Genomic DNA, 23,174 nt, shown 5'->3' on the forward strand with positions numbered 1-23,174 from the left:
GAGCGTCATGGCTGGGCTGAGGGGCACACTACGAAGGACACGCTGGCGATTCGGTCTGGTCGCCAGCGGCATCGCCGTACTGCTGGCCGGGGTCGGCCTGGTCAATGCCGGTGCCGCCCAGGCGGCGGCCGGGTGCCGGGTGGCATACTCCGCCCCCAGCCAGTGGCCGGGCGGCTTCACCGCCAGCGTGGACGTGACCAATCTCGGCGACCCGCTCGACGGCTGGCGGCTGACCTGGACGTTCCCCTCCGGGCAGCGGGTGACGCAGGCGTGGAACGCCACGGTCACCTCGTCCGGCGACAACGTCACCGCCGCCAACCTGAGCTACAACGCCGCACTGGCCACCAACCAGACGGTCTCGTTCGGCTTCAACGGGTCGTGGTCCGGGAGCAACACGGCGCCGACCACGTTCGCCCTCAACGGCGTCACCTGCACCGGCAGCGTCGGTCCCACCACCCCGCCGCCGAGCACCCCGCCGCCGAGCACCCCAGCGCCCACCACGCCGCCGCCGACCACCCCGCCGCCGGCCGGTGACCCGATGGCGTACGTGGCCGCGATGCAGCCCGGCTGGAACCTCGGCAACAGCTTCGACGCCGTCGGTGCCGACGAGACGGCCTGGGGCAACCCCCGGGTCACCGCGGCGCAGCTGGACGCCATCCGGGCGCAGGGCTTCAACAGCATCCGGATCCCGGTCACCTGGAGCAACCACCACGGGCCGGCACCGTCGTACACCATCGACGCGGCCTGGCTGAACCGGATCAAGGAGGTCGTCGGCTGGGCCCTGGACGACGGCTTCTACGTGATGATCAACCTTCACCACGACTCGTGGCAGTGGATCCACGAGATGCCCACCAACCGGACCACGGTGTTGAACCGCTACAACGCGCTCTGGACCCAGATCGCGACCGCGTTCCGGGACGCCTCGCCGAGGCTGCACTTCGAGAGCGTCAACGAACCGCAGTTCGCCAACAGCTCCGGCGACGCCCAGAACGCGCAGCTGCTGGACGAACTGAACACCTCGTTCCACCGGATCGTGCGCGCCTCCGGCGGCAACAACGCCACCCGGATGCTGGTCCTACCGACCCTGCACACCTCCGCCGACCAGGCCCGCGTCGACGAGTTGGCGGCCACCATCAGCCGGCTGAACGACCGCAACCTGATCGCCACCGTGCACTTCTACGGCTACTGGCCGTTCAGCGTCAACGTCGCCGGCGGCACCCGCTTCGACGCGGTCGCCCAGCAGGACCTCACCGACTCCTTCGACCGGGTCCACCGGGCCTTCGTCGCCCGGGGCATCCCGGTCGTCATCGGCGAGTACGGGCTGCTCGGCTTCGACCGGCACACCGGCACCATCCAGCAGGGCGAGAAGCTGAAGTTCTTCGAGTTCTTCGGCTACCACGCCCGCAGCAGGCAGCTCACCACCCAGCTCTGGGACAACGGCCAGCACTTCAACCGGACCAGCTTCCAGTGGCGGGACGCGGAGCTGTTCGCCCAGATCAGGTCGAGCTGGACGACCCGCTCCGGCACCGCCTCCGCCGACCAGCTGTACGTGCCGCGTACCGGCTCGGTCACCGCCGGGTCGCTCACGCTGAACCTGAACGGCACCACCTTCTCCGGGCTGCGCCAGGGCAGCACCGAGCTGGTGCGGGGCACCGACTACACCGTCTCCGGCAGCCAGCTCACCATCACCGCGAGCGCGCTGACCCGGCTGGTCGGCAACCGGGCGTACGGGGTCAACGCCACCCTGCACGCGCGGTTCTCCGCCGGCGTGCCCTGGCGGATCGACGTGATCACCTACGACACGCCGGTGCTGTCCAACGCCACCGGGTCGACCGACTCCTTCGCCGTCCCGACCCAGTTCCGGGGCGACCAGTTGGCCACCATGGAGGCGAGGAACGCCGACGGCAGCAACGCCGGCCCGCACGACTGGACGTCGTTCAAGGAGTTCGACGTGACGTTCGCCCCCGACTACACCGGCGGCCGCATCACGCTGACCGACACCTTCTTCGGCGAGGTACGCGACAACGCCCCGGTCACCCTCACCTTCCACTTCTGGAGCGGTGCACAGGTGACCTACCGGGTCACGAAGTCCGGCAGCAGCGTCACCGGCGTCACCGGCTGACGCGCCCGCGCCACCGGCCGTCCTGGACGGCCGGTGGCGCCCGGGGGTCATGATGAATCCATGATCCGCTTCGTGTTGAACGTGCTCTGGCTCATCTTCGGTGGCGGGCTGGTGCTGGCGATCGGTTACGGCATCGCCGCCCTGATCTGCTTCGTGCTCATCGTCACCATCCCGTTCGGCGTCGCGTCGCTGCGCCTGGCGTCGTACTCGCTGTGGCCCTTCGGCCGGACCCTGGTGCCCAAGCCCGGTGTCGGCGTGGCCTCGGGCATCGCCAACGTCATCTGGGTGCTCCTGGCCGGCTGGTGGCTGGCCCTGTCGCACATCGTCGCCGGCGTCGGCCTCTGCCTCACCATCATCGGCATCCCGTTCGGCGTGGCCAACTTCAAGCTCGTCCCGGCGGCGATCTGGCCGCTGGGCCAGGAGGTCGTCCCCGCCCCGTAACGGTCCGCCCGCCGCGTTTGGGCGGCGTGCACCGGGTACCGGAGACGGCGTGCGCAGCGAACGCGACCGGGACGGGCGTCCGGCCGGCACCGCGCCGTCCCGCCGCCGGCGGGCGGTGCTGGTGCCCCCGGGCGGTGGGGTACCGACGCCGCCGCGACGGGTCCGCTGGGCCGGCGCGGTGGCGGCGCTGGGCTGCCCGCCGTTCCGGGCGTTCTGGGTGGGGGCGATCTGCGCCAGCACCGCCACCTGGATGCTCAACCTGACCGTGCCCCTGCTGCTCTACCAGGCGACCGGGCGGGCGCTCTGGGCGGGTCTCGGCGCGTTCGCGCAGTTCGTGCCGGCGATGCTCGGCTCTCCGGTCGGCGGGGTGCTGGCCGACCGCTACCCCCGCCGCGCGGTGCTGGCCGTCACCCAGCTGGTCGCGCTCGCCGTCGCCCTGCTGCTGGCGCTGCTCAGCCGGGACGGGACGGCATCACCGCTGGCGCTGCTGGCCCTGGTCGCCGCCGCCGGCGCGGCCAACGGGGTGCAGACCCCGGCCTGGCAGAGCCTCATCCCACAACTGGTGCCGCCCCGGCATCTGCTCAACGCGATCGCCCTCAACGCGATGCAGGCCAACGCCGCCCGGGCGCTGGGACCGGTGCTCGCCACGGCGGTGCTGGTCCGTTCCGGAAGCACCGCGGCGTTCCTGGTGGCGGCGGGCGCCAACGTCACGATGCTGCTGGCCCTCGCGACGATCCGGCCGCGTACGCCGGCGGAGCCGGCACCGCCGGAGCCGATGTTCGCCCGGCTGCGCGGCGGCGTGCGGTACACCCGCCGCGTCCCCGGACTGCTGGTCGCGGTGCTGCTCGCCGGCTGCGTGTCCTTCGTCGGTACGCCGATCGTCCAGCTCGCCGCCGTCTTCGCCACCGACGTGTACGACGCCGGTACCGGCGGCGCCGGCCTGCTCGCCTCCGGGCTGGGCATCGGCGCCGTCCTGGGCGCGGTGCTGCTCAGCGTGTACGGCAGCGGCCGGCGGCGGTCCGGCGTCGCCGGTGTCGCGCTGGCCGTACACGGTCTCGCGACCTTCGCCCTGGCCGCGGCGCCGACGCTCTGGCTCGGCTTCGCCGCGGTGGTCGTGCTCGGCACCAGCTACCTGGCGGTGCTCTCCACCGCCAACGTGACGGTGCAGGTGCTGGCGCCCGACGCCCTGCGGGGACGGGTGGCCTCGCTGTACTGGATGGCCTTCGCCGGTGCCTATCCGGCGGGCGCGCTGGTGCAGAGCTGGCTGGCCGATGTGATCGGGGTGCGGTGGGCCGTGGCGCTCACCGGGCTGGCGCTGGGCGTCGTGGTGGTGGCGCTGCGGCGCCGCCGGCTGCTCGACGCGCTCGACGCCGACGCCGACGTACCGACCGGCCGGTGAACGATCTTGTTTATCCGCTCCGGCTCTCGGGTAGCACCGCCGGTCACCGACGAAGTGCCGAGCCCCGCGCCCCGCGCGGTGACGGGGACGCCGCAGGGAAGGTAGGCCGCGTGACCCGGGAGTGGCGCAACTGGTCCGGCAGCATCCGGTTCACCCCGCGCGGCGTGCTGGAGCCGGCGGACGAGTCCGAGGTGGTCGAGCTGGTCCGGCACGCCCGCGAGTCGGGCGCGACGTTGCGGCCGGTCGGCTCCGGTCACTCGTCGAGCCCCCTGGTGCGTACCGACGGGTTCCTGGTCAGTGTCGACCGGCTCGCCGGCGTGCTGTCGCACGACGCCGGGCGGCGGCGCGCCACGGTCGGTGCCGGCACCAGGCTGGAGGACCTCGGCGAGGGCCTGTTCGACGCCGGGCTGGCGATGGCGAACCTGGGCGACATCGACTACCAGACGATCGCCGGTGCGACCGCGACCGGCACCCACGGCACCGGGCCGCGATTCGGCAACCTCTCCACCCAGATCGCCGGGGTACGCCTGGTGACCGGCACGGGCGAGGCGCTGGACATCTCGGCGGAGCGCAACGCCGAGTTGCTGCCGGCCGCCCGACTGTCGCTCGGGGCGCTGGGCATCGTCACCCGTATCACCCTGGACGTCCAACCACACTTCGAAGTGGTCCGGCGCACCTGGTGCGCGCCGCTGGAATGGACGCTGGCGCATCGGGAGGAGTCGCAGCACCGGCACCGCAACCTCGACTTCTACTGGTACCCGCGCAGCAACCTGACCCAGGTACGCGCCCTGGACGACCACATCGACCCGCCCGAGCCGATCTGGACCGGCCCGATCCGGGAGCGGGAGACCGGGCCGCTGCACCACAAGCTGCCGCAGGACCGCGAGCTGCGGTTCGAGGAGATCGAGTACATGCTGCCCAGCGAGGCGTTCGAGGAGTGCTTCGCTGAGGTACGCCGGCGCATCCTCGACCGCCACCGGAAGGCCGTCGCCTGGCGGCTGCTCGTGCGTACCGTCGCCGCCGACGACATCCACCTCAGCAACGCCAACGGCCGGGCGACCACCACCATCGCCTGCCTGCACAACGTCGACCTGCCGCACGAGGAATACTTCGCCGACATGGAAGCGGTCTTCCGGAACTTCGGCGGCCGACCGCACTGGGGCAAGAAACACTCGCTGACCGCGAAGGAGCTGCGGGAGCTCTACCCGGACTGGGACACCTTCGCCGGCGTCCGCCGCCGGCTCGACCCGGACGGCGTGCTGCTCACCCCGGACCTGGCCCGGCTGCTGGAGGAGGCGTGATGGACCCGATCGGCGCGACCACGTGGGTGGTGCCCGGCGGGCGCATCCCCTTCCCCAGCCACGGCGAGGAACCGGACTTCACCGGCTTCGACCAGCTCTGCGTGCTCAACACCGGTGACCGGCCCGCCGAGTTGGAGCTGACCGTCTACTACACCGACCAGGAGCCGGTCGGCCCGTACCCGCTCACGGTGCCGCCCCGACGGATCCGCCACGTACGCCTCAACGACCTGGTCGACCCGGAGGCGATCCGCCTGGCCCGCCCGTACGGCGCGGTGCTCACCTCCTCGGTGCCGGTGGTGGTGCAGTTCCAGCGGCAGGACACCCGCCTACCCGGCGTTCTCGCCCTGACCGACGTCATCGCCCACCCCGCCGGCTAGGCCGGCCGAGGTCGGTCAGCCGAGGGTGGACCAGTAGTCCCAGAAGCGCACCAGGATGGCCAGCAGGATCACCACGTACCAGGTGACCAGGATGAAGCTGTGGTAGCTGGCGACCTCGGCCAGCCGCGCCAGCGGGGACGACGGCGGCAGCCGCCGGAGGTTGTGCAGGGTGGTGTAGAGGAAGATCGCGATGGTGACGACCCAGACCACCATGCAGTACGGGCAGAGCGCCGAGATGACGTACAGGCTCTGGTAGACGAGCCAGTGCACGAAGACGACACCGAAGGTGGCCCCGGCCTGCAGGCCGAGCCAGCACCAGCCGGGCAGCCGAACGCCGGCAAGCAGGATGACGCCGATCGTAGTGACCACGGCGAAGCCGGCGATGCCGATCAGTGGGTTGGGGATGCCGAAGGCGGCGGCCTGCGGCGTGATCATCACCGAGCCGCAGGACAGGATCGGGTTGATGCTGCACGTCGGCACGTAGTCGGCGTCGGCCAGCAGGTTGATCTTCTCGACGGTGAGGGTGGTCGCGGCGAGCAGGCCGATGCCGCCGCCGACGGCCAGCACCCACGCGGTGACCCGGGCGAGGAAGCCGGCCTCCGGCGCGGTCGCGTCCGGGCGGCGGTCGACGGTGGCGGTCATCCAGCGAGGGCGGCGTCGATGGCGGCGACCAGATCCTCCTGGGTACGCACCTGGGTCAGCTCGCGGCCGTCGAGGAAGAACGTCGGGGTGCCCCGCACGCCGACGGACTCGCCGTCGGACTTGTCCCGGGCGACCCGGGCCGCGGTGGCCGGGTCGTCCAGGTCACGCGCGAAGCGCTCCAGGTCCAGGCCGAGGGTACGGGCGTAGCCGAGGAACGCCTCCGTCTGCGGGGTGCGCTGGTGCCCCCAGGCGTCCTGGTTCTCGAAGAGCAGGGCGTACATCCCGGCGAACCGATCCTGGTTCGCGGCGGCCTGCGCGGCCCGGGCGGCCAGTTCCGCGTTCGGGTGGCCGGGGACCGGGAAGTACCGCACCACGACGGTGATCCGATCCTGGTAGGTGGCGAGGATGTCCTTGACCGCCGGGTACGCGGCGGCGCACGACTCGCACTCGAAGTCGAGGAACTCCACCAGGGTGACCCGGCCGTCGGCGCTGGTGGAGAGCCGGTGACTGTCGTCGCGGACCAGCACGGCCGGGTCGACCGGCGCACCGGTCTGGCCGGCGGTGCGGGGGGCGGTGTGCCGGTTCACGGTCAGCACGCCGAGGCCGGCCAGGATCACCACCAGGATCATCGCCAGCGTCAGTCGGGTGTTCCTCGTCATGGGGGCGTCAACCTTCTCTGCGGGTACGGCCCATGCTGTACCGGCCGGCTGGCAGATTCCTGGGAACGGGCTGAGGGATCACGCGCCGGCTCGTCACCAGTGCGCGCCGTCACAGACGCCGTCGGCGTCGGTGGGCTCCACCTGCAACGTGGCGTGCTCGATCTGGAAGCGGTCGTGCAGGACCTGGCGGGCGGCGGCCAGCACCCGGGCAAGGTCGGCGTCGGCGTCGAGGGTCAGGTGGGCCGAGGCCACGTCCATGCCCGAGGTGAGGGTCCACACGTGCAGGTCGTGCACGTCGGCGACGCCGTCCACCCCGCGCAGCCCGGCCCGCACCTCGGCGACGTCGACGTGCGGCGGCGCGGCCTGCACGAGCACCCGCAGGGCGGCGCGGCCGAGCCGGTAGGTACGGGGAAGGATGAACAGGCCCACCGCCACGGCGACGATCGGGTCGGCGTACCACCAGCCGGTCGCCGCGATGATCCCGGCCGCAACGATCACGCCGATCGAGACGAGCAGGTCACCGAAGACCTCCAGGTACGCGCCGCGCACGTTCAGGCTCTCCTTCGCGCCGGAGCGCAGCAGCAGGAACGCCACCACGTTGGCGACCAGCCCGGCCACGGCCACCGCCAGCATCGGGCCGACCAGGATCTCCGGCGGTTCGTCGAGCCGCCGGAGCGCCTCCACCAGCACGTAGAGGGCCACCCCGGAGAGCAGCACCGCGTTGGCCAGGGCGGCCAGGACCTCCATCCGGTACAGGCCGAACGTGCGTTGCCCGTCCCGAGACGCCCTGCTCGCCGCGGTGATCGCCGCGAGCGCCATGCCGATGCCGAGCACGTCGGTGAACATGTGCCCGGCGTCCGAGAGCAGGGCCAGGGAGCCGGTCACCCACGCCCCGACCGCCTCCACCAGCATGAAGACCGCCAACAGGGCGAAGGCCGCCCACAACCGCCCGCGGTGCTTCTCCCCCGCCCGCAGGACCTGCTGCCCGTGATCGTGTCCGGCGCCCACCCCGACCCCTCTCGTCCACCGTCACGAGCAACATATGCTTACATTGCTATGAATGCAATCATGTCGGCTCGACCTGTGGAATCGGACACGTGGGCTTGACGTCCGGATGGCTACCAGCGCGGCAGGACCTCGCCATCGGTCGCCTCCACAGGGGCGATCTGCACGCTCAGCTGCGTCCCCAGCTCGCGGAAGCCCAGTCGCCGGGCAAGTCGCCGCGACGGCTCCAGACGGGCCCGCCACTGCGGCAACAACGCCTGCCGCAGCGCGTCCGCAACGGCCGCCGACGCCACCGTCCCGGCTAGGCCCCGGCCGCGACACCGGGAGTCGGTCAGCACGCACAGGTGGGCGACCGACCCGGGCCACTCCCGGTAGCCGGCCGCCGCCACCACCTCCGACCTGTCTCGGACCACGAACACGGGCGAGGTCGCCTCCTCGATGCCGCTCTCCCCCGCCTCGTCGGCGCCGACCCGCCCCAGCAACCGGCCGAGGTCGGGATGCCCCGGCGGCAGTACCTCCGGCGTGCCGGACGAATCGGGTACCCGCTCGAAGTTCCGCTCGTCCAGGTAGGCCAGCGCGGCTGGGCCGAGCACGCCCTGGATCTCCGGCCGGTCGCGCCAGCGTCCGGCGTCGACCGCCTCGCTCGCGGGCCGGCCCGACAGGGACCCGTGCAGGTACCGGGCAACGCCCGGATGCGGCACGGTGGCGATGCCCGCGTCCCCCAGGACCACGATGCCCGCCCATCCCGGCGGGGCCAGCCGGGAGCCGGCAGCGGTCACCACCCGTACGCCGGCCGGCGGGAAGCTGGTCGCGACGCCGGCAAGGCCGACCCAGAGGTCCCGGACGCGTTCGATGAGAGCCATGGTCGGATGTTGCCCGGGTCCGGCGGGCAACGGAAACTGGTTTCGGTCGATCTGCTGTCGGCCCGATGCCGGTCCCGGCCGCCGGCCACGGGTCAGCGTGCGCGGCGAGTGGCGCGCAGGGCGCCCAGGATCACCCTCGGGGTGGCGAGCGAACTCGGATGCTCCCGCATGGAGACGACCTCGTTGAACCGGCGTGCGATGGTCACGTCGGTGACGGTCGCCGTGACGATCTGCCGGCTCACCCAGCTGGAGAACCGGTAGCCGCGCGGGTAGGGCCCGTCGACGTGCGGCAACGCGAGATCGGCCGAGGTCGACATCGACCAGGCGGCGTCGACCACGACCCGCTGCAGGGCGAAGAAGTGGCGGGCGGGTACGCCCAGATCCGGGCCGGATCGCAGGTAGCTCGACAGGCAGGCCGCGTGCAGGGCCGCCGTGGTGATCCCCTGCCCGTACACCGGGTTGAACGAGGCGACCGCGTCGCCGACGCTGACCAGCCCGGCCGGCAGCCGGGTCAGCCCGTCGAAGTCCCGCCGCCGGCTGTCGGCGTGCCGGTAGGTCTGCACGTCACCGAGCATCTCGCTGTCGGCGACCGCGCCGAACTCCGGGGGAAACTGTTCCCGCAGCCGGCGTACGAAGTCCTCCGCGGTGCGGCCGGGACGGTTCTCCCCGTACCCCGCCATCATGGCCATCCACCGGCCGTCTTCGATGGCGAAGAACGCGGCACCGGCGACGTCCGACGACCGCGCCGGACTGTGCAACGCCAGCACGACGGTGTGCTCCGGGTTCGCCTCGCGCCGCCGGAACAGGGCGGTCGCGTAGTTGAGGTTCACCGTCATCCGCCGCAGGGCCGGCCTTTCCCAGCCGGCCTCCTCCAGCCACTCGGACAGGCGGCTCGATCGGCCCATGGCGTCCACCACGAGGGTGGCGTTCTCGACACCGGGCACGCCACCGACGTCGTAGCGGACGCCGGTGACGGCGGCGCCGTCGAACACCAGTCCGGTGGCGCGGGCGGTGATCGTCTTGACGTTGGGCAGCCGGAGCACCTGCTGACGGATCAGCGACTCCAGCAGGGGCCGGCTGCCGGCCAGGCTGTCGGCGTCGTCCGGGACGACCACCTTCAGCCGGCCGTCCAGGTAGTTCCGCCGGGCCGCGGGCGGGGCCCCGATCGCCCCCTGGGCCAGGGCCTGTTCCCGGAACCCCGGGAACAACTGTTCGAGTTGGAGGAAACCGCCGGGCAGCAGCGCGTGCAGCTGGGTTCCCTGCGGTACGCCGGGCCGTCCGCCGGTCGTGTGCAGGTCGTCGCGGTCGATGACCACGACGCTGTCCGCGTAGTCGGACAGCACCCGGGCGGCCAGCATCCCGGCGACACTGCCGCCGATCACCACCGCCTTGTCCATGACGGGGGACGCCTGGTCGGGCGGTCGCACCGCGTTCAGCGCGGCGAGGACCCGAGCCGGAGAGAGGGACATCGTGCTCTCCAAAGGGGTACGAGGTGTGGCGCCTCTCCGCATGCCCGCCATTGGCCTGCGGGGCAGGCCGGCGGAACCGGGGCGGTCGGCATGACGCTCAACGATCGTTGCACAGCGAGGGAACGTCACCGAAAACCTGACCACCCGTGGTCGTACGCGCGAGCGCCACGCCGTTGTGGGGGTCAGGTCGTGGCGGCCTCGTCCCGGGTGGTGGCCGGTCGCGTGCCGACCCGGTTGACCAGGTAGCCGAAGGCCGCTGCGGTAAAGAACATGACAATGCCGTAGACGGCCCCGGGAATCGCCATCTGGGTGCTGTTGAGCAGTGCCGGGCTGAGCGCGATCGTGATGGCCAGGGTGCTGTTGTGGATGCCGATCTCGAAACCGGCCGCCTTCGCGGCGCTCCGTTCGACGCCGGCCAGCCGTGGCACCCCGTACCCGATGCCGAGGCTCAACAGGTTGAACGCCAGCACGGCCAGGCCGACCGAGACAAAGTAGTCGGCGAGGTTCTCGCGCTCGCCGAGCACGGCGCCGACGATCACCGCGACCAGCACGACGACGGACAGGAACCGGACCGGCCGGTTCAGGCGCTCGGCCACGTGCGACGCCCGGGCCCGGATCAGCATGCCGACGAGGACCGGGATGAGCACGATGGCGAACACCTGCAGCACCTTGTCGAACTGCAGGCCGATGCTTCTCGCGTCGCCGAGGAAGTAGGCCGCCGACAGGTTGACCACGATCGGCAGGGTGAACACGGCCAGCACCGAGTTGATGGCGGTCAGGGTGATGTTCAGGGCCACGTGCCCGCCGAAGAGGTGGCTGTAGAGGTTGGCCGTGGTGCCGCCGGGTGAGGCGGCCAGCAGCATCATCCCGACGCCCAGCTCCGGTGGCAGGTCGAAGGCGAGGACCAGGCCGAAGCAGAGCGCCGGCAGGAGCAGCACCTGGCATGCCAGCGCGATGACGGCGGCCTTCGGGTGTCGGGCCACCCGGCGGAAGTCATCGATGGTCAGTCCGAGACCCAGACCGAGCATGATGATGCCGAGGGCGATGGGTAGTCCGATCAGGGTCAGGGCGGAGTCCATGACACGACATCGTTACCACCCGGTAACGCACTCACAATCCCCCATGCGGCCGGCGTGTGTCGCCCCCGCGCCTGGAACTTCTCGCCACCGCCGCACAACGTTTCCTTCCGGCCCGGACTCTCCCTGTCATGAAGGACGCCCAGGCAGGGCTGAAGGGGGTGCAGGTGTCCGATGACGGCTTCCGCGAGTTCGTCGAGATCCGGTACGCGGACCTGATCCGGACCGCATACCTGCTGACCGGTTCACGGCACGCGGCCGAGGATCTGGTGCAGATCGCGCTGATGCGGGTGATGCGCCGATGGCGACAGGTGGACCAACCGATGGCGTACGTCCGCCAGATCATGGTCAACGAAAGGACCCGGCTCTGGCGCCGATTCGGGTTCCGAGAGTTCCTCGCCGGCATCACCGGTTCCTGGCGGCCGCAGACCGAGCACGGCGGGAACCGGGACCTGGCCGACGACGTCGTGGTCCGCGACGAGGTGCTCGCCGCTCTGCAGCACCTGCCGCCCCGGATGCGCGCGGTGCTGGTGCTGCGCTACTGGGAGGACCTCACCGAGGCCCAGGTCGCCGAGACACTCGGTTGTTCGGTCGGCACTCCCAAGGGTCGTTAGATGCTAAGGTCGATGTTAGCAGCTAGGGACATCGATTGAACAGGGGACGATCCGATGGTACGGCGGGGAACGCGGGCCGGGAACCGGGTTCGGTTCGACACCAAGGACGCGCTGCTGGCCGGTGGCGCTGACGTGCGGGCACTGCGGTATCAGCGGGCCAGCCAGGACAAGAAGGAACAGGGCAAGAGCGTCGGTGATCAGGGCAAGCTGAACCTTGCCGAGATCACGAAGCGGTCGTGGAAGGATGCCGGGTCGTTCACCGACAACCACCGGTCGGCGAGTCGGCACGCCACGAAGGAGCGTGAGCAGTTCGAGTTGCTGATCGAGCAGATCCGCGCCGGTAAGGGTGACGTGCTGGTGATCTGGGAGATCTCCCGCAAGGAACGCGACCTCGCGGTGTACGTGCGGATCCGGGACATGTGCACCGAGGTCGGCTTGTACTTCTGGCTGGTCGGTGGGGTGTTGTACGACCTGCGGGACAAGAACGACCGGATGATGCTCGGCTTCCAGGCCGTGCAGGCGGAGTGGCTGGCCGACTCGATCCGGGACAACGTGTTGCGTGGCATCGTCGGCGCGGCCGAGGCGGGGCGTCCGCACGGGAAGGTGACCTACGGCTACCGGCGGATCTACGACCAGCGCACCAAGGCGTTGCTGCGGCAGGAGCCGGACACCGAGATCCGCAAGGCCGTGGGCGCGGATGAGACGGTGACGGAGTACAGCCATGCCGGGGTGGTGCGGGACAACTTCACGAAGGTCGCCGCCGGGGTTCCGCTGATCACGATCGAGGACGAGTTGAACGCCAAGGGCATCCCGTCGCCGCAGGGGTCGACGTGGCGGCGTGGGATCATCCGCAAGCAGGTGCTCAACCCGGCCTACATCGGCAAGCGGGTGTTCCGGGGCGAGATCGTCGGGGACGGGATCTGGCCGGCGTTGGTGGATGAGGACACCTATTGGGCGTGCGTGCGGCTGTTGGAGGATCCGTCCCGGACGACCACGCGGGCGGGGCGGGCCGTCCACCTGCTGTCCTACATCGTCGCGTGCGGAGTGTGCGGCGGCCCAATCTCGTCCGGGCATGTGTCCCGGCACGGGTGGGAGGGGCAGGTGTACTCCTGCTTGAAGAAGCGGTGCGCCGCCGTGAAGGCGGAGTTCCTGGACGAGTACGTTCAGCGGACCGTGGTGGCGTGGCTGTCGCTGCCGGAGACCGGCGAGATGCTGTCCGCGCTGTCCGGTGGGGATGAGCAGGCGGCGCACGCCCGCGCCGAGGCCGCCCGGCTGCGCGCCGAACTGGAGGACTGGCGCAAGCTGGGCGAGGAAGGTGAGGTGTCCGCCATCGCCTACGCCCGCGCCGAGAAGGGCCTGACAGCGCAGATCGCCGAGCACGAGGCGCGGGCGAAGGAGGCGGGTATCCCGCCCGTGCTGCGCGGGATGATCGGCGAGCACGCCGCCCGCAGATGGGCCGAGTTGGGTGACGAGGTGGCGGTGAAGCGGGAAATCATCCGTACCGTGGCCGACATCAAGCTGTTGCGGGCCGGCAAGGGCAGCCGCCAGCCGTTCGGCGCGCATCGCCTCGAATGGACGTGGCGGTTCGGCCCGGACGCCGAGCAGGACGCGGCGTAGCCCGCCGCACGACAGAAGCGCCGGGCGGCCCGGACCCGTTGGGGTCGGGTCGCCCGGCGCTCGCATGTCAGGCCGCCCGGTCGGTGCCGGTGGTGTCGCGTTCGTTCCACCGCAGCATCCGGGCAATCCGGATCGCCACGTCAGGAGTCATCGGTGGCGCGGTCCGGGCGAGTGCCTGGATCTCGTCTTCGGTCGCCGGGTCGAGCAGGTAACGGGCCATCGGTAACGTCCCCCGTGCGTCCGGATGGCCAGGCGTGTTCGCGTGCGGGTTGTCGGCGGGGGTGGGGCCGCTGTCCGGCGTCGTTGGCTGGTGGAGCGGCTCCTGGTCGCCTCGTGGGCGACGGCGTGGGTCAGGTGTCGTCGTCTGGCTTGTGGCCATCGTCCTCCACGGTTGTTCCTGCTGGATTCCGGTTTGCTGTGGTCATCGCTTTCGCCTTTCCTTGGTTCGAGAATGACGCGGGGGCGTTACCACCCGCGCTACCCGTAGCCCTCGGTGACAGTCTTTTCTGGCACGAGCCGACAGGGGACAGAAAAGCCCGACACCAGCCGGGATATATGGGTGTGACGAAGTGAACAGATGCGTTGCTGGTCATTGAGGTCAAGGCGTTACCACACCCTCGGTGGTGTTACCGCCCAGGCAGGACCGCTACGGGGTTACCGGTAGCGCCCGGCCCCCCGAGCAACGGCGCTACCAGCCCGAGGCCACCCGCTGCGGCTCCGTCGCCGAGAGGCCAGGTGGCATCATGCGACACGCCCGTGGTGCTATACGCGACTCGTTTCGCGTCGTATCGTTGCGTATCACGTCGTCCGCGACCGGTAGCGCCTAAACGGTGACGACTCCCGTCGAGTCGGGTCGGCGGAGCAAGTTGTAGTACGGGTTACCGGATCTGCGTACGCGCCGTTCGGTCGCGCAGCAAGATATGGCGTTTGGCCGCCAAACGCCGAGCAAGATATGGCTTTTGCTTATCGAATCTCGACCGGGCGCGGTCGAGATTGGCGTCCGCGTGCGCGGGCTACGTGTCGGTGCCGGTGGTGGGTAGGTCGGCCAGGCGACGCCGGGTGCTGTGACCGGTGGGCAGCCAGACCGGCCCTGCGGGATGGGTGGTGTGGTCGCCGCTCATGGTGGCGACCATGAGCCGCCCGCCGGTAACGGCCGGGTGGGTACGTAGCCGTTGGTGCAGCGTGGTTTCCTGCCGGGGGGTTTGCATCCGGATCAGCACCGCGTGGTTGAGTCCGGTCGCCCGGTGCAGTGATTGATATCCGTCGAGTTTTTCCAAGACCCGGCGGGCGGGTTCGGTGGCCCGGTCGTATTCCAGCCAGAACGAGCAGGTGCGGTCGTCTTCGGTCCACACGCCGTGCCCGTCCGGGTGGGCCAGGTCTCCGCACACGTCCCGGCAGCGCCGTTCGGACCACCACACGCCGAGGCGGGTGCCGGGGGTGTGGCGGGCGTGCGAGGCCAGGTCCACGAAGAACCCGTTTACGCCGAGCAGGTGCGGCAGGCGCGGGCTTGCGGCGAGGCGGTTGACCCGATCGGCGATCGTGCCCGGTCGTGGTACCGGCCCGCCGTCGCGGTATGCGACGAACGCCGCGCCGATCCAGCCGAGCGCCCACCGCCACGATTGGGAGCCGGGGCGTACCGCGTCGCGGAACCGCGCCAGCACCCCGCGCCGGTTGAGCAGGTTGAGCCGGTTACGGGCGGTGTGCACGTTGTCGAAGCCGAGCGCGGCAACCTGTTCGGTGGTGAAGACCTGATGGTGATGGAGTAGGTCGATCAGCCACCGGTCGCGGGGCATGAGTCGGCGTAGTTCGCTGGCTACGTCCGGCACGGACGTGCCGGGGTGGCGTCCCCGGGGTTCGGGGGGCCGCCCGTGCGGGTTGTTTGTTGTGGTCTTCATGACCAGTCACCTTTCGCAGACGAGGCAGCACAGGCCGGTTGGCCTGCGCTGTTGGGTTGTTCAAGGCCGGAGCCTCAGTTGGGCGCTCGCCTCCGGGGAGCCGCCGGGGAGCACCCGAGGGAGGCTCCGAGTCGAACACCAACCCAACAGACCGCCTGTCGGGCCGGATCGGATCTGACAACGCCACTCCGGTTGGGTTGGCAAGCGCGGAAGCGATGTTCAAGGATCAACGCGCCCCGATCGTTTTCTCTTCTTGCGTGGGGTGGGTGGCCGGAATCCGGCCACCGGGGGCGGTTGCACTCCCGGCCCGTCGGCCGGGCCGCCGGTTGGCCCTGCGGGCGGGAACCGTCCGCCCGTTGGGTCTGTAGGTACGTCGGTTGGGTTGGCAGCCGGGCCGTTTCCGGTCCCGCTTGGGTTGGTGGCCCTTGCGGCGGGGCCGAGGCGGCGTGCCTCGGCGAGCGCATGACGCTCCTGCATGGACAGGCCGCGTGCGCGGGCCGCTGCTCGCAGCGCCTCGGCGCGGCCGGGCACGGCCGGGGGTGCGGGGCGGGTGTTGAGGCTGAACGGTTCGCTGTCGCGGCCGTCGATCACGAGGCGGCAGACGATGCCGTAGGCGTCGCGGCGCATGAGGTCTTCGGGCTCGAAGTACGGCGCGACGTGGTGGGCCAGGTCCCGCGCGTCGCGTGGGGGCAGGGAGAAGAACACCTTGTTACGGGCGTTCGCGTCGATCGCCCCGAACATGGACGCGGACAACTGGCCCAAGTGCTGGTGTGCCAGCACGAGGGAGACCCGCAGCGCCCGCGCGGTGGCTAGCGCGTTGTCGATGCCCACCGGCAGGTGCAGGAAGGTGTGCGCTTCGTCGAGGACGAGGCTCGCGTCAAGCCGGTCCGCCTCTGGCAGGTCGGCCCGACCGTTCGCCGCGTGGAGCAACGCGGCCAGCAGCAGCGAGCCGACCAGGCGCACCGTGTCCTCACCGAGAGTCGGCGGGAGCCGCACGAGCAACACCCCGCCGTCCAGCACCTCCCGAAGCCGGAAGGTGGAGGCGCCCACGCCGAACAGGGACGCGGCGAACCGGCGGGACAGCACCGCCCGCAGTTTGGACAGCAGCGGTCCGGCTTGCACGGATGCTTGCGCCGGGGACAGTTCGTCGTACCAGGCCCAGAACGCGGCCAGTTCCGCAGACTCGACCGGCCCGGCCCGGCGGCGAACAAGCCCGAGGACCCTCCGCCGATACGCCGCATCGGCAAGGAGTAGGGGTAGGTCGGCGAGGGTGGAGCCGGGCAGATGCGCGAGGGTGAGTACCGCGTGCCGGGCCAGGTCGTCCGTGCGCGGCCCCCAGTACTGCGCCCACACTTTGGCCATCACCCCGACGAGTTGGCCGGCCACCGTCTCCGGGTCGTCGCCCAGGTCGAACAGGTTCAACGCGGGCGGTGCCTGTTTCTCGTCCGGGTCGATCAGGACCAGGCGCCCGGCCACGCCGGGCGGGAGCCTGTCGAGGAGGTCCCGCACCAAGTCGCCCTTGGGGTCGAACACGGCCAGGCCGCGCCCGGCCCGCGCGTCGGCCATGGCCAGGTTGAGCAACAGGGTTGTCTTGCCGGTACCGGTCGGCCCCGGCACGTGCAGATGGTGCCGCGCGTCCGCCGGGGCCAACCCGATCAGCACCGGCTCACCGAGCGGTGCCACGCCGAGCGCCTTGACCGCCTGCCGACGCGGCGAGTCGGGCGGGAACAGCCGCAGCCGGGCCGCAGCCGGGCGCAGCGGCACGGCGGGCGCCGCAGCGCCCGCCGTGGTGGTTGATGGTTGTCGTTTCGTCATACCGCCTCCGGAAACTTTTCGTCGTCAGGGTCGTCGCCACTGGCCGGGGTCCAGCCCTGCCGGGTCCAGCCCGCCTCCGGGTCGGCACGCCGCGCCCCGCCGGGGTGTGCTCGGTGCAGCGCGGCCGTGTCGAACCGGTACAGCGCCGGATCGGGTGGCAGGTGCGCCAGCACGCCGAGTTCGTTGGCGGACAACAGCAGCCACTCACCGCGGCTCGCCCGCCGCAGCGACAGCGCTACCGCGGGCCGGCGCAGGCGGACCGGGCGCAGCCACCGCGATGCCTCGCCGTACCCGGCCGCCACCGACCGGGCCGCCTGCCGTACCGCAGCACGCCGCCCGCCGACCGCACCGACCCGCACCGAGACGAGCAGGTGCGGCCGGTCGTTGCGTTTGGCGCGTGCCTCGGCCATCGCCTCCCGGTCGATGGCGTTCGGTGGCTCCCGCCGCCCCGTCGAGCCGGAGCGCGACCGGGACGAGCTGGAGCCCGACGACAGGAACACCTCCAGCACGGACAACACCGTCCGCAACGCGGCTTGCAGCAGCCACAGCAGCGCATCACCGCCGCGCGCCACCCCGCCCCGCGAAGGCCCCACCGGGTGACGGGCCGCCGCCGCCAACCGGCCCACCCGGCGACCGGGCGCGGGCCGGACGAGGACTTGCAGCAGCAGCCGCCCCACCCGCTCCGTACCCGGATCGGCCAGGGCGGACCACACCATGCCCAAGTCGGGGTCACTGCCCACGCCCCGACGGGTGCCGGTACGCGGGCGCGGGTCGTCCACCAGCCACCCCGTTTCCGGGTGGTAGCTGTCAGCCGCCAACCGCACCCCGGCCACCGCGCCGGGACCGTCCACGGTGGGCGGTTCCGTGCGGCGCACGAGAGCGCCGGGCCAGGCACGGGCGACCTCCCCGGCCACCACGCGCAGCGGCACCCAGCCGGGCAGCCACAGCCCGGCCCGCAATCCACGCCCGTCCGCATACACCTCGAACGCGAGGGGTGGACGTACCAGGCGCCACCGGCCCCGGGCACGCCAGGCCAGGCCGTCCAGCCGCCGCCACACCAGACCCCAACGGGCCGCCTCGACCGTCCGGGGCGGGGTGATCTCCACCCAGTACCCGCCGGCCGCCACCCGCCGCCACAACACCCACAGCGCGAGGCGAACCGCGATGACGCTCAACACCACCGCGAGCACGAGCAACGGCACCCACGGCCACCACAGCGACCCGACCGCGTGCCACAGCCCGGCCAGGTGGGCGGGAAGGTTGGTGATCCACTGGCCGAGCGTGTCCGGCCAGTCCACAGGAGAGCCCGCCCACACCGGCGGACCGAAGATGATGATCGTCCCTGCGATCGGTTGAATGATGCTCATGCGCCTCCTTGGCAGGACCGGCCCGCGCGGAGCGGACCGGCCGTGAATGGGTTGAAGCCCGCAGACACCTTCGGGTGAACACGGGCAGACAGCACAACGCCGACCCCACCCGGGGCCGGCGCACTGCCGGGAAAGGTTCCCGGCTCGGTAGTGCCTTCCCCCATACAGAACTCGTGATCAAGGAAAAATCGCAAGATCACGAATATGGCGGGAAAGAATCTTGGGCAGTCGGCGTACGCTCGGGTGATCTAGCGCGCCAGCAGGGCACGGGCATGTGGGGGCACGCCGTGACGGTCACCGCCAGCATCCATCGGCGCCCGCCGCTGCGCTTCGGCCGGTCGGCAATGCGCTTGGTGACCACATGAGGCACACCGCCACCCCGCCGCCCGAACGGCCGGCATCGCCGCCCGCGCGGATCTCCGCGACCTCCGGCACGGGAAACCCCGTCGCCACACCCGAGCAACTTTCGTACAATCGTTCGACACGATCCCGGCGCTTGTCCGCAGCACGCCGGGTTACCGTGCCCGGTCAACGCCGACCACCGCACACCCAGCCGCCGACCGGCGGACCCGGCGTGTCCACCACAGCCACGCGCACACGTGAGCCGCTGGAAGGACACCCCGCCGTGCTCGAACCGGACGACGATGACCTCGCACCCCCGGATGACGGTGACCTCACACCCGCGCACCAGGACGACGGCGCACCCCGCCGCACCCGCCGGTGGCAGCTCTACACCCCCTTACCGTTGGAGTACCTGCGTGAGCAAGCCGAGGCGATGACCGGTATCGGCGTGCCCGGTCACATGCTCGGCGCGTACCCGCCCGATGCGCTGTTGCCCATGGACACCCTTCGGGCGTTGCTGCACCAAGAGACCACGCCGCTACCGGCCCGCGATGCGGTCTGGCACTACCTGATCACCAACGCCAGGCAGCAGCGCGGCCGGTGGTACGTCTACGTGATCGGTGTCGCCGCACTACGGCTCATCGAGAAAGCGCACTACCTGACGCCGGGTGGCGCCAACGGCGAGTACGACGACAAACGGCAGGTTCACCAACACCTCGCCGTGGGATTCCTTGCCGAGCTGTTCAACGTGCGGCCCGACGACGAACGCATCGGTGACCGGATCATCTGGCGAGCGGTCCACCGTGCCAAACAGGCATGGTGGAAAGACCGGGACGTCCAATGGCCCCCGCTTCCCGGGGAACCCGAACCCGAACCGGAGCCGCCCGCCGACGACACCCCGCCGCCCGATGACGAGCTGGCCCCAGTGCTGCGCGCGCTCGTGGTCGCCACCGCCCACGTGAAACCCAGCCGCACCGACCGCAGGCCAAAGGTCACCGCAGAAGAAGCAACCTTGCTGGCGTTGTGCAGCCTGTACGGGCGCACCATTCCCGAGGCCGCCCAGGAGATCGGCATGTCCTCCGGTTCGGCCCGCTCCAAACTGCCCCGCGTCAAGCGGGCCGTGTTCACGTCGCTGGCGTCGCGGTACCTGCAAGCCAAGCACCCGGAATGGGGAGCCGACGCGCCAACCGATGGCGCCGCCGCACGCCAACCGGACTAGGTGGTGTGCGGCACGGGCGCACGGGCCGCCGCCGGGCGGGACCGTTGCGTCTTGTCCATGGCCCGAAGCACCTCGTGCTTCATCGCCATCACGCGCATGATGCCCTTCGGGTCCGGGTCGGTATCGACTCGGACCGCGTACCCGGGCAACTCATCGAGCACCACCAGAACCGGCCCGTCACCGGGCGAGACGTGGAACACCACCGAGAACGTGTCCCCGTGTAGGCGCAGCACCACCGAGCCAGAGCGCTTGCCGACCGTGACCAGCACCGACGACGGGTCACGCAGCGCCGTTGCCGGTGCCTCCCGCAACGCCCGCGCCGCGCCGTCAAGCCGCGCCGCCGGCACGTCCAGCACCGACCAGCCGAACCGGTCCGGGCCGCTCCACGACGGGGGGTCGGCCAACTGCGCGTGCAACTGTTGCGCCAGCGCCCGCCGCTTGCGCGAGGCCACCGGGACATCGGCCGAAACCTCGTTCGGCATCGGGCCGTGCAAGCGTTCGTCGTGAACCGGCAGCAGGATCATCGAGGACGGCTCGCCGCGCACCTGCCGTCGCCACTCCTCATCGAACACCGCGCCTACGCCCCGGTTGTACACGTCATCAGCCCAGTTCGCCCACGCCCCCCGCGTGCGCGGCTTCAGCACCCGAGACGGGCCGGCCCCGATCCTGCGCCGCAGCGCACGCCGCCACCGCACGCTACGCGCGCATGTGCGACGGTCACGGCGACGGCTCACCCTCACAGCTTGACACCACCACCCCAGCCTGCGCGAGACACGGCGGGGCGCAGCGTGAGGCCGGGGCGAGGTGCCCGCCCCCGCCCCGGCCGTTGGTTGCGTCCGGCCGAGGGACCGTCATGCCCGTGAAGGCTAGCGGCGTGCGCTCGCGCCGTCCCACAGCACCACGTCCGGGCTGTCCAGCCAGGCCCGGTGTGCTCCGGTGTCGGTGACGGTCAGTCCAAGGCGGTCCCTAGTCGGTGCCCCGGCGTCGCGCCACCGGTCGTAGACGGTTTCGATCTCGTCCCACAGCTCACGCGGTCCGTACTGCTCCACCTGCCCGGCGGTGTCGTCGACCGCCGCCCATGAGCCGTCCGTGGCGAACAGCCACATCTGTTCGTTGCCGCCGTCCGGGGTGAACCCGAGCCAGGTCACGCCGAGGACCTGCAACGCCAGCCACAGCCCCGCGTCGGCGTGGTGCAGCACGGAACTCGGGTGCCGGGTCGGCCGGGTGGTGCCGGTCTGCTTGACCGCCGTGGACAGCGCCGACGCCGCCCGGTTGGCCGCGCGGACCGGCATGAACCCTCCCTGCTCGGCCAGGAAGAATCCTTGCGCGCTACCGGCGTTGACCTCCAACAGCACGAGCGGACCGCCGCCCAGGTCACGCCACAGGCTGACCACGATGGCCCCGCCGTCACGTACCTGAGCCAGCCATGCGGGCGGCACCGCCGGCACGGACACCGTGGCGATCAGCCGGTCATAGGGTGCGCCCTCCGGCCAGCCCTGTTCCCCGTCACCCGTGACCACGGTCGGCCGGTACCCGCACGCGGCGAGGCGTTGCCGGGCCAGGTCCGCGACCACCGGGTCAACCTCGACGCTGGTGACGTTGGCCGCGCCGAGGCGGTGCGCCAACAATGCCGCGTTGTAGCCGGTCCCGGTGCCGATCTCCAACACCCGCTCATCGCCGGACAGGCGCAATGCGTCCAGCATCAACGCCATGAGCCCTGGCTGTGTCGAACTGGACGTGCCGGTACCGGACAGCGGCCCGACGTGCGGGTCCGGGCTGACCGTGCCGTCAAGTTGCGTGGTCAAGGTGGTGTCCGCGTACACGTTGACCCAGTAGTCGGGGTGGGTCGCATCGATGGCCTGCCACCGCCCATCGGGCAGCGGCAGGAAGAACGCGGGTAGGAACACGTGACGCGGCACCTGGCCGAACGCCTGTTTCCACGCCGGATCGGATAGGTAGCCGTCGGCTTCCAACCCGGAAAGGAACCGGGCGATGTCCTCGGACCGTTGATCAGTCATGTGTGACGCCTTCCAACGCGTCGGCGATAGCAGCGGCTATCGGCAGACCGGTTTCGTGCTCTATCCAAGCCCATTGCCCGTTCGGGTTCGCCTCCAAAAACACGTGCTCACCGTCCGGGGTAACAACAAAATCTAGCGCGGCGAAACGCAGTCGCCGCAGCGTGAGGAAACGCCGCACCTTGTCCGCCACCTCCTCTGGTAGCGCGTAAGGGCTGTACCGGAGATTGCGATAATCGGCACGCCAATCGGCGCGGCCTTTCTCCGTCAATGCGTCTATGCGCGCGGTGAACACGTTCCCGTCCACCACCGTCACGCGCAACTCGTACGCTTTCTCAATCTGCTGTTGGAACAGGTGCGCCGTGACCGCAACGCCGTCATCCAGCGTCGCCGGATCGACCGGACAGGCGTAGATCACCTTGTCCCCGTCGAGAAGGCCCATGGTCAACGACTTGTAGATGATCGGGCCGTGTTCCTCGGCGAACGCCCGCGCCTCGGCCGGATCGTTGGTCACCATCGTTGCCGGGACGCTCAGCCCGACCTGTGCCGCCGTGGCCAACTGCAACGGCTTGTGCTCCGCCGCGCGGATGTCGTCCGGGTGGTTCAACCATGGCAGCACTGATAGGACGCCCCGCAGCCCGGCCACCGCCTCCGCGCGCACCCAATCGGCGTGCGGCACCTCAGCCGGTACGGCGATCGGGGTGGGGCGCCGCCACCACGCGCACACCACGTCAGCCACGTCCACCGTTCGCCGGTCGGTGCGAAGGTGCCCGGTCCAGCTACCGCCGAACCGGGCACCCAGCACCAACGTGGACGGGAACGCGCCCGGATCACACCGGAACACCGGAACGCCCCGACGTTCCAACTCGACAATCACCGCATCGGCAGTCACGTCGAACTCTCCGGTGAACACCACGACCGTACGCCCGCCCACGC

The 23,174-nt window shown here is 70.9% G+C and carries 21 protein-coding genes; 8 read left to right on the top strand and 13 right to left on the bottom strand.

Features of this window, described 5'->3' with window-relative positions; all coding sequences use genetic code 11:
- Nucleotides 1-7: 7 nt before the first annotated feature.
- The 5 genes from O7615_RS33545 (at nt 8) to O7615_RS33565 (ending at nt 5,640) form a co-directional block, all read left to right on the top strand.
- Complete coding sequence (locus O7615_RS33545) at nt 8-2,122, top strand: cellulase family glycosylhydrolase (RefSeq protein WP_278181806.1); 2,115 nt, start codon at nt 8-10, stop codon at nt 2,120-2,122.
- 60 nt (nt 2,123-2,182) lie between these two features.
- A complete protein-coding gene (locus O7615_RS33550) occupies nt 2,183-2,563 on the top strand; it encodes a YccF domain-containing protein (RefSeq protein WP_278181807.1) in 381 nt (126 codons plus the stop codon).
- Nucleotides 2,564-2,612: 49 nt separating this feature from the next.
- A complete protein-coding gene (locus O7615_RS33555) occupies nt 2,613-3,962 on the top strand; it encodes an MFS transporter (protein ID WP_278181808.1) in 1,350 nt (449 codons plus the stop codon).
- Between the two features lie 110 nt (nt 3,963-4,072).
- Nucleotides 4,073-5,263: a D-arabinono-1,4-lactone oxidase gene (locus O7615_RS33560; protein ID WP_278181809.1), complete on the top strand. Its 1,191-nt coding sequence runs from the start codon at nt 4,073-4,075 to the stop codon at nt 5,261-5,263.
- The gene (locus O7615_RS33565) at nt 5,263-5,640 is read left to right on the top strand and encodes a sensory rhodopsin transducer (RefSeq protein ID WP_278181810.1); all 378 of its coding nucleotides are present in this window, start codon (nt 5,263-5,265) and stop codon (nt 5,638-5,640) included. The genes O7615_RS33560 and O7615_RS33565 overlap by 1 nt, the downstream gene beginning before the upstream one ends.
- A gap of 15 nt (nt 5,641-5,655) precedes the next feature.
- Here the strand turns inward: O7615_RS33565 and O7615_RS33570 are convergent, their stop codons facing one another.
- The 6 genes from O7615_RS33570 to O7615_RS33595 form a co-directional block, all read right to left on the bottom strand.
- Nucleotides 5,656-6,282, bottom strand: coding sequence for a vitamin K epoxide reductase family protein (locus O7615_RS33570; RefSeq protein ID WP_278181811.1), 627 nt, complete (start codon nt 6,280-6,282; stop codon nt 5,656-5,658).
- Nucleotides 6,279-6,941: a thioredoxin domain-containing protein gene (locus O7615_RS33575; RefSeq protein ID WP_278181812.1), complete on the bottom strand. Its 663-nt coding sequence runs from the start codon at nt 6,939-6,941 to the stop codon at nt 6,279-6,281. The genes O7615_RS33570 and O7615_RS33575 overlap by 4 nt, the downstream gene beginning before the upstream one ends.
- A 93-nt stretch (nt 6,942-7,034) precedes the next feature.
- Nucleotides 7,035-7,949 carry a cation diffusion facilitator family transporter gene (locus tag O7615_RS33580; protein WP_278181813.1) on the bottom strand — a complete coding sequence of 305 codons (915 nt, stop codon included), beginning with the start codon at nt 7,947-7,949 and terminating at the stop codon, nt 7,035-7,037.
- A gap of 110 nt (nt 7,950-8,059) precedes the next feature.
- Nucleotides 8,060-8,809 (bottom strand): GNAT family N-acetyltransferase, encoded by a 750-nt coding sequence (locus tag O7615_RS33585; RefSeq protein WP_278181814.1) that lies wholly within the window; start codon nt 8,807-8,809, stop codon nt 8,060-8,062.
- Between the two features lie 92 nt (nt 8,810-8,901).
- On the bottom strand, nt 8,902-10,278 hold the full coding sequence (locus O7615_RS33590; RefSeq protein ID WP_278181815.1) for an FAD-dependent oxidoreductase: 1,377 nt from the start codon (nt 10,276-10,278) through the stop codon (nt 8,902-8,904).
- 182 nt (nt 10,279-10,460) lie between these two features.
- Complete coding sequence (locus tag O7615_RS33595) at nt 10,461-11,357, bottom strand: bile acid:sodium symporter family protein (protein ID WP_278181816.1); 897 nt, start codon at nt 11,355-11,357, stop codon at nt 10,461-10,463.
- Nucleotides 11,358-11,485: 128 nt separating this feature from the next.
- Here O7615_RS33595 and O7615_RS33600 point away from each other — a divergent pair, with 128 nt between their 5' ends.
- Both O7615_RS33600 and O7615_RS33605 read left to right on the top strand, forming a co-directional pair.
- Nucleotides 11,486-11,968: a SigE family RNA polymerase sigma factor gene (locus O7615_RS33600; protein ID WP_278181817.1), complete on the top strand. Its 483-nt coding sequence runs from the start codon at nt 11,486-11,488 to the stop codon at nt 11,966-11,968.
- Between the two features lie 54 nt (nt 11,969-12,022).
- Nucleotides 12,023-13,585 carry a recombinase family protein gene (locus O7615_RS33605; protein WP_278181818.1) on the top strand — a complete coding sequence of 521 codons (1,563 nt, stop codon included), beginning with the start codon at nt 12,023-12,025 and terminating at the stop codon, nt 13,583-13,585.
- Between the two features lie 67 nt (nt 13,586-13,652).
- Here the strand turns inward: O7615_RS33605 and O7615_RS33610 are convergent, their stop codons facing one another.
- The 4 genes from O7615_RS33610 to O7615_RS33625 form a co-directional block, all read right to left on the bottom strand.
- Nucleotides 13,653-13,805, bottom strand: coding sequence for a hypothetical protein (locus tag O7615_RS33610; RefSeq protein WP_278181819.1), 153 nt, complete (start codon nt 13,803-13,805; stop codon nt 13,653-13,655).
- Between the two features lie 793 nt (nt 13,806-14,598).
- Nucleotides 14,599-15,480 (bottom strand): replication-relaxation family protein, encoded by an 882-nt coding sequence (locus O7615_RS33615; RefSeq protein ID WP_278181820.1) that lies wholly within the window; start codon nt 15,478-15,480, stop codon nt 14,599-14,601.
- A gap of 219 nt (nt 15,481-15,699) precedes the next feature.
- Nucleotides 15,700-17,295, bottom strand: a complete 1,596-nt coding sequence (locus O7615_RS33620; protein WP_278181821.1) for a type IV secretion system DNA-binding domain-containing protein — start codon at nt 17,293-17,295, stop codon at nt 15,700-15,702.
- Entirely contained in the window at nt 17,292-18,662 is a 1,371-nt protein-coding gene (locus tag O7615_RS33625; RefSeq protein WP_278181822.1) for a hypothetical protein, read from the bottom strand. Before O7615_RS33625 ends, O7615_RS33620 begins: the two co-directional genes overlap by 4 nt.
- A 745-nt stretch (nt 18,663-19,407) precedes the next feature.
- Between O7615_RS33625 and O7615_RS33630 the strand changes: the two genes are divergently transcribed.
- A complete protein-coding gene (locus tag O7615_RS33630; protein WP_278181824.1) occupies nt 19,408-20,223 on the top strand; it encodes a hypothetical protein in 816 nt (271 codons plus the stop codon).
- Here O7615_RS33630 and O7615_RS33635 read toward each other — a convergent pair.
- From O7615_RS33635 to tgmB, 3 genes are all read right to left on the bottom strand, one after another.
- Complete coding sequence (locus tag O7615_RS33635; RefSeq protein ID WP_278181825.1) at nt 20,220-20,795, bottom strand: hypothetical protein; 576 nt, start codon at nt 20,793-20,795, stop codon at nt 20,220-20,222. The two genes, O7615_RS33630 and O7615_RS33635, sit on opposite strands and share 4 nt — an antisense overlap.
- 294 nt (nt 20,796-21,089) lie before the next feature.
- The gene (gene tgmC / locus O7615_RS33640; protein ID WP_278181826.1) at nt 21,090-22,241 is read right to left on the bottom strand and encodes an ATP-grasp peptide maturase system methyltransferase; all 1,152 of its coding nucleotides are present in this window, start codon (nt 22,239-22,241) and stop codon (nt 21,090-21,092) included.
- Complete coding sequence (tgmB, locus tag O7615_RS33645) at nt 22,234-23,172, bottom strand: ATP-grasp ribosomal peptide maturase (RefSeq protein WP_278181827.1); 939 nt, start codon at nt 23,170-23,172, stop codon at nt 22,234-22,236. The genes tgmC and tgmB overlap by 8 nt, the downstream gene beginning before the upstream one ends.
- Nucleotides 23,173-23,174 lie beyond the last annotated feature (2 nt).

Source organism: Micromonospora sp. WMMD1082 (assembly GCF_029626175.1).
Classification (GTDB): domain Bacteria; phylum Actinomycetota; class Actinomycetes; order Mycobacteriales; family Micromonosporaceae; genus Micromonospora.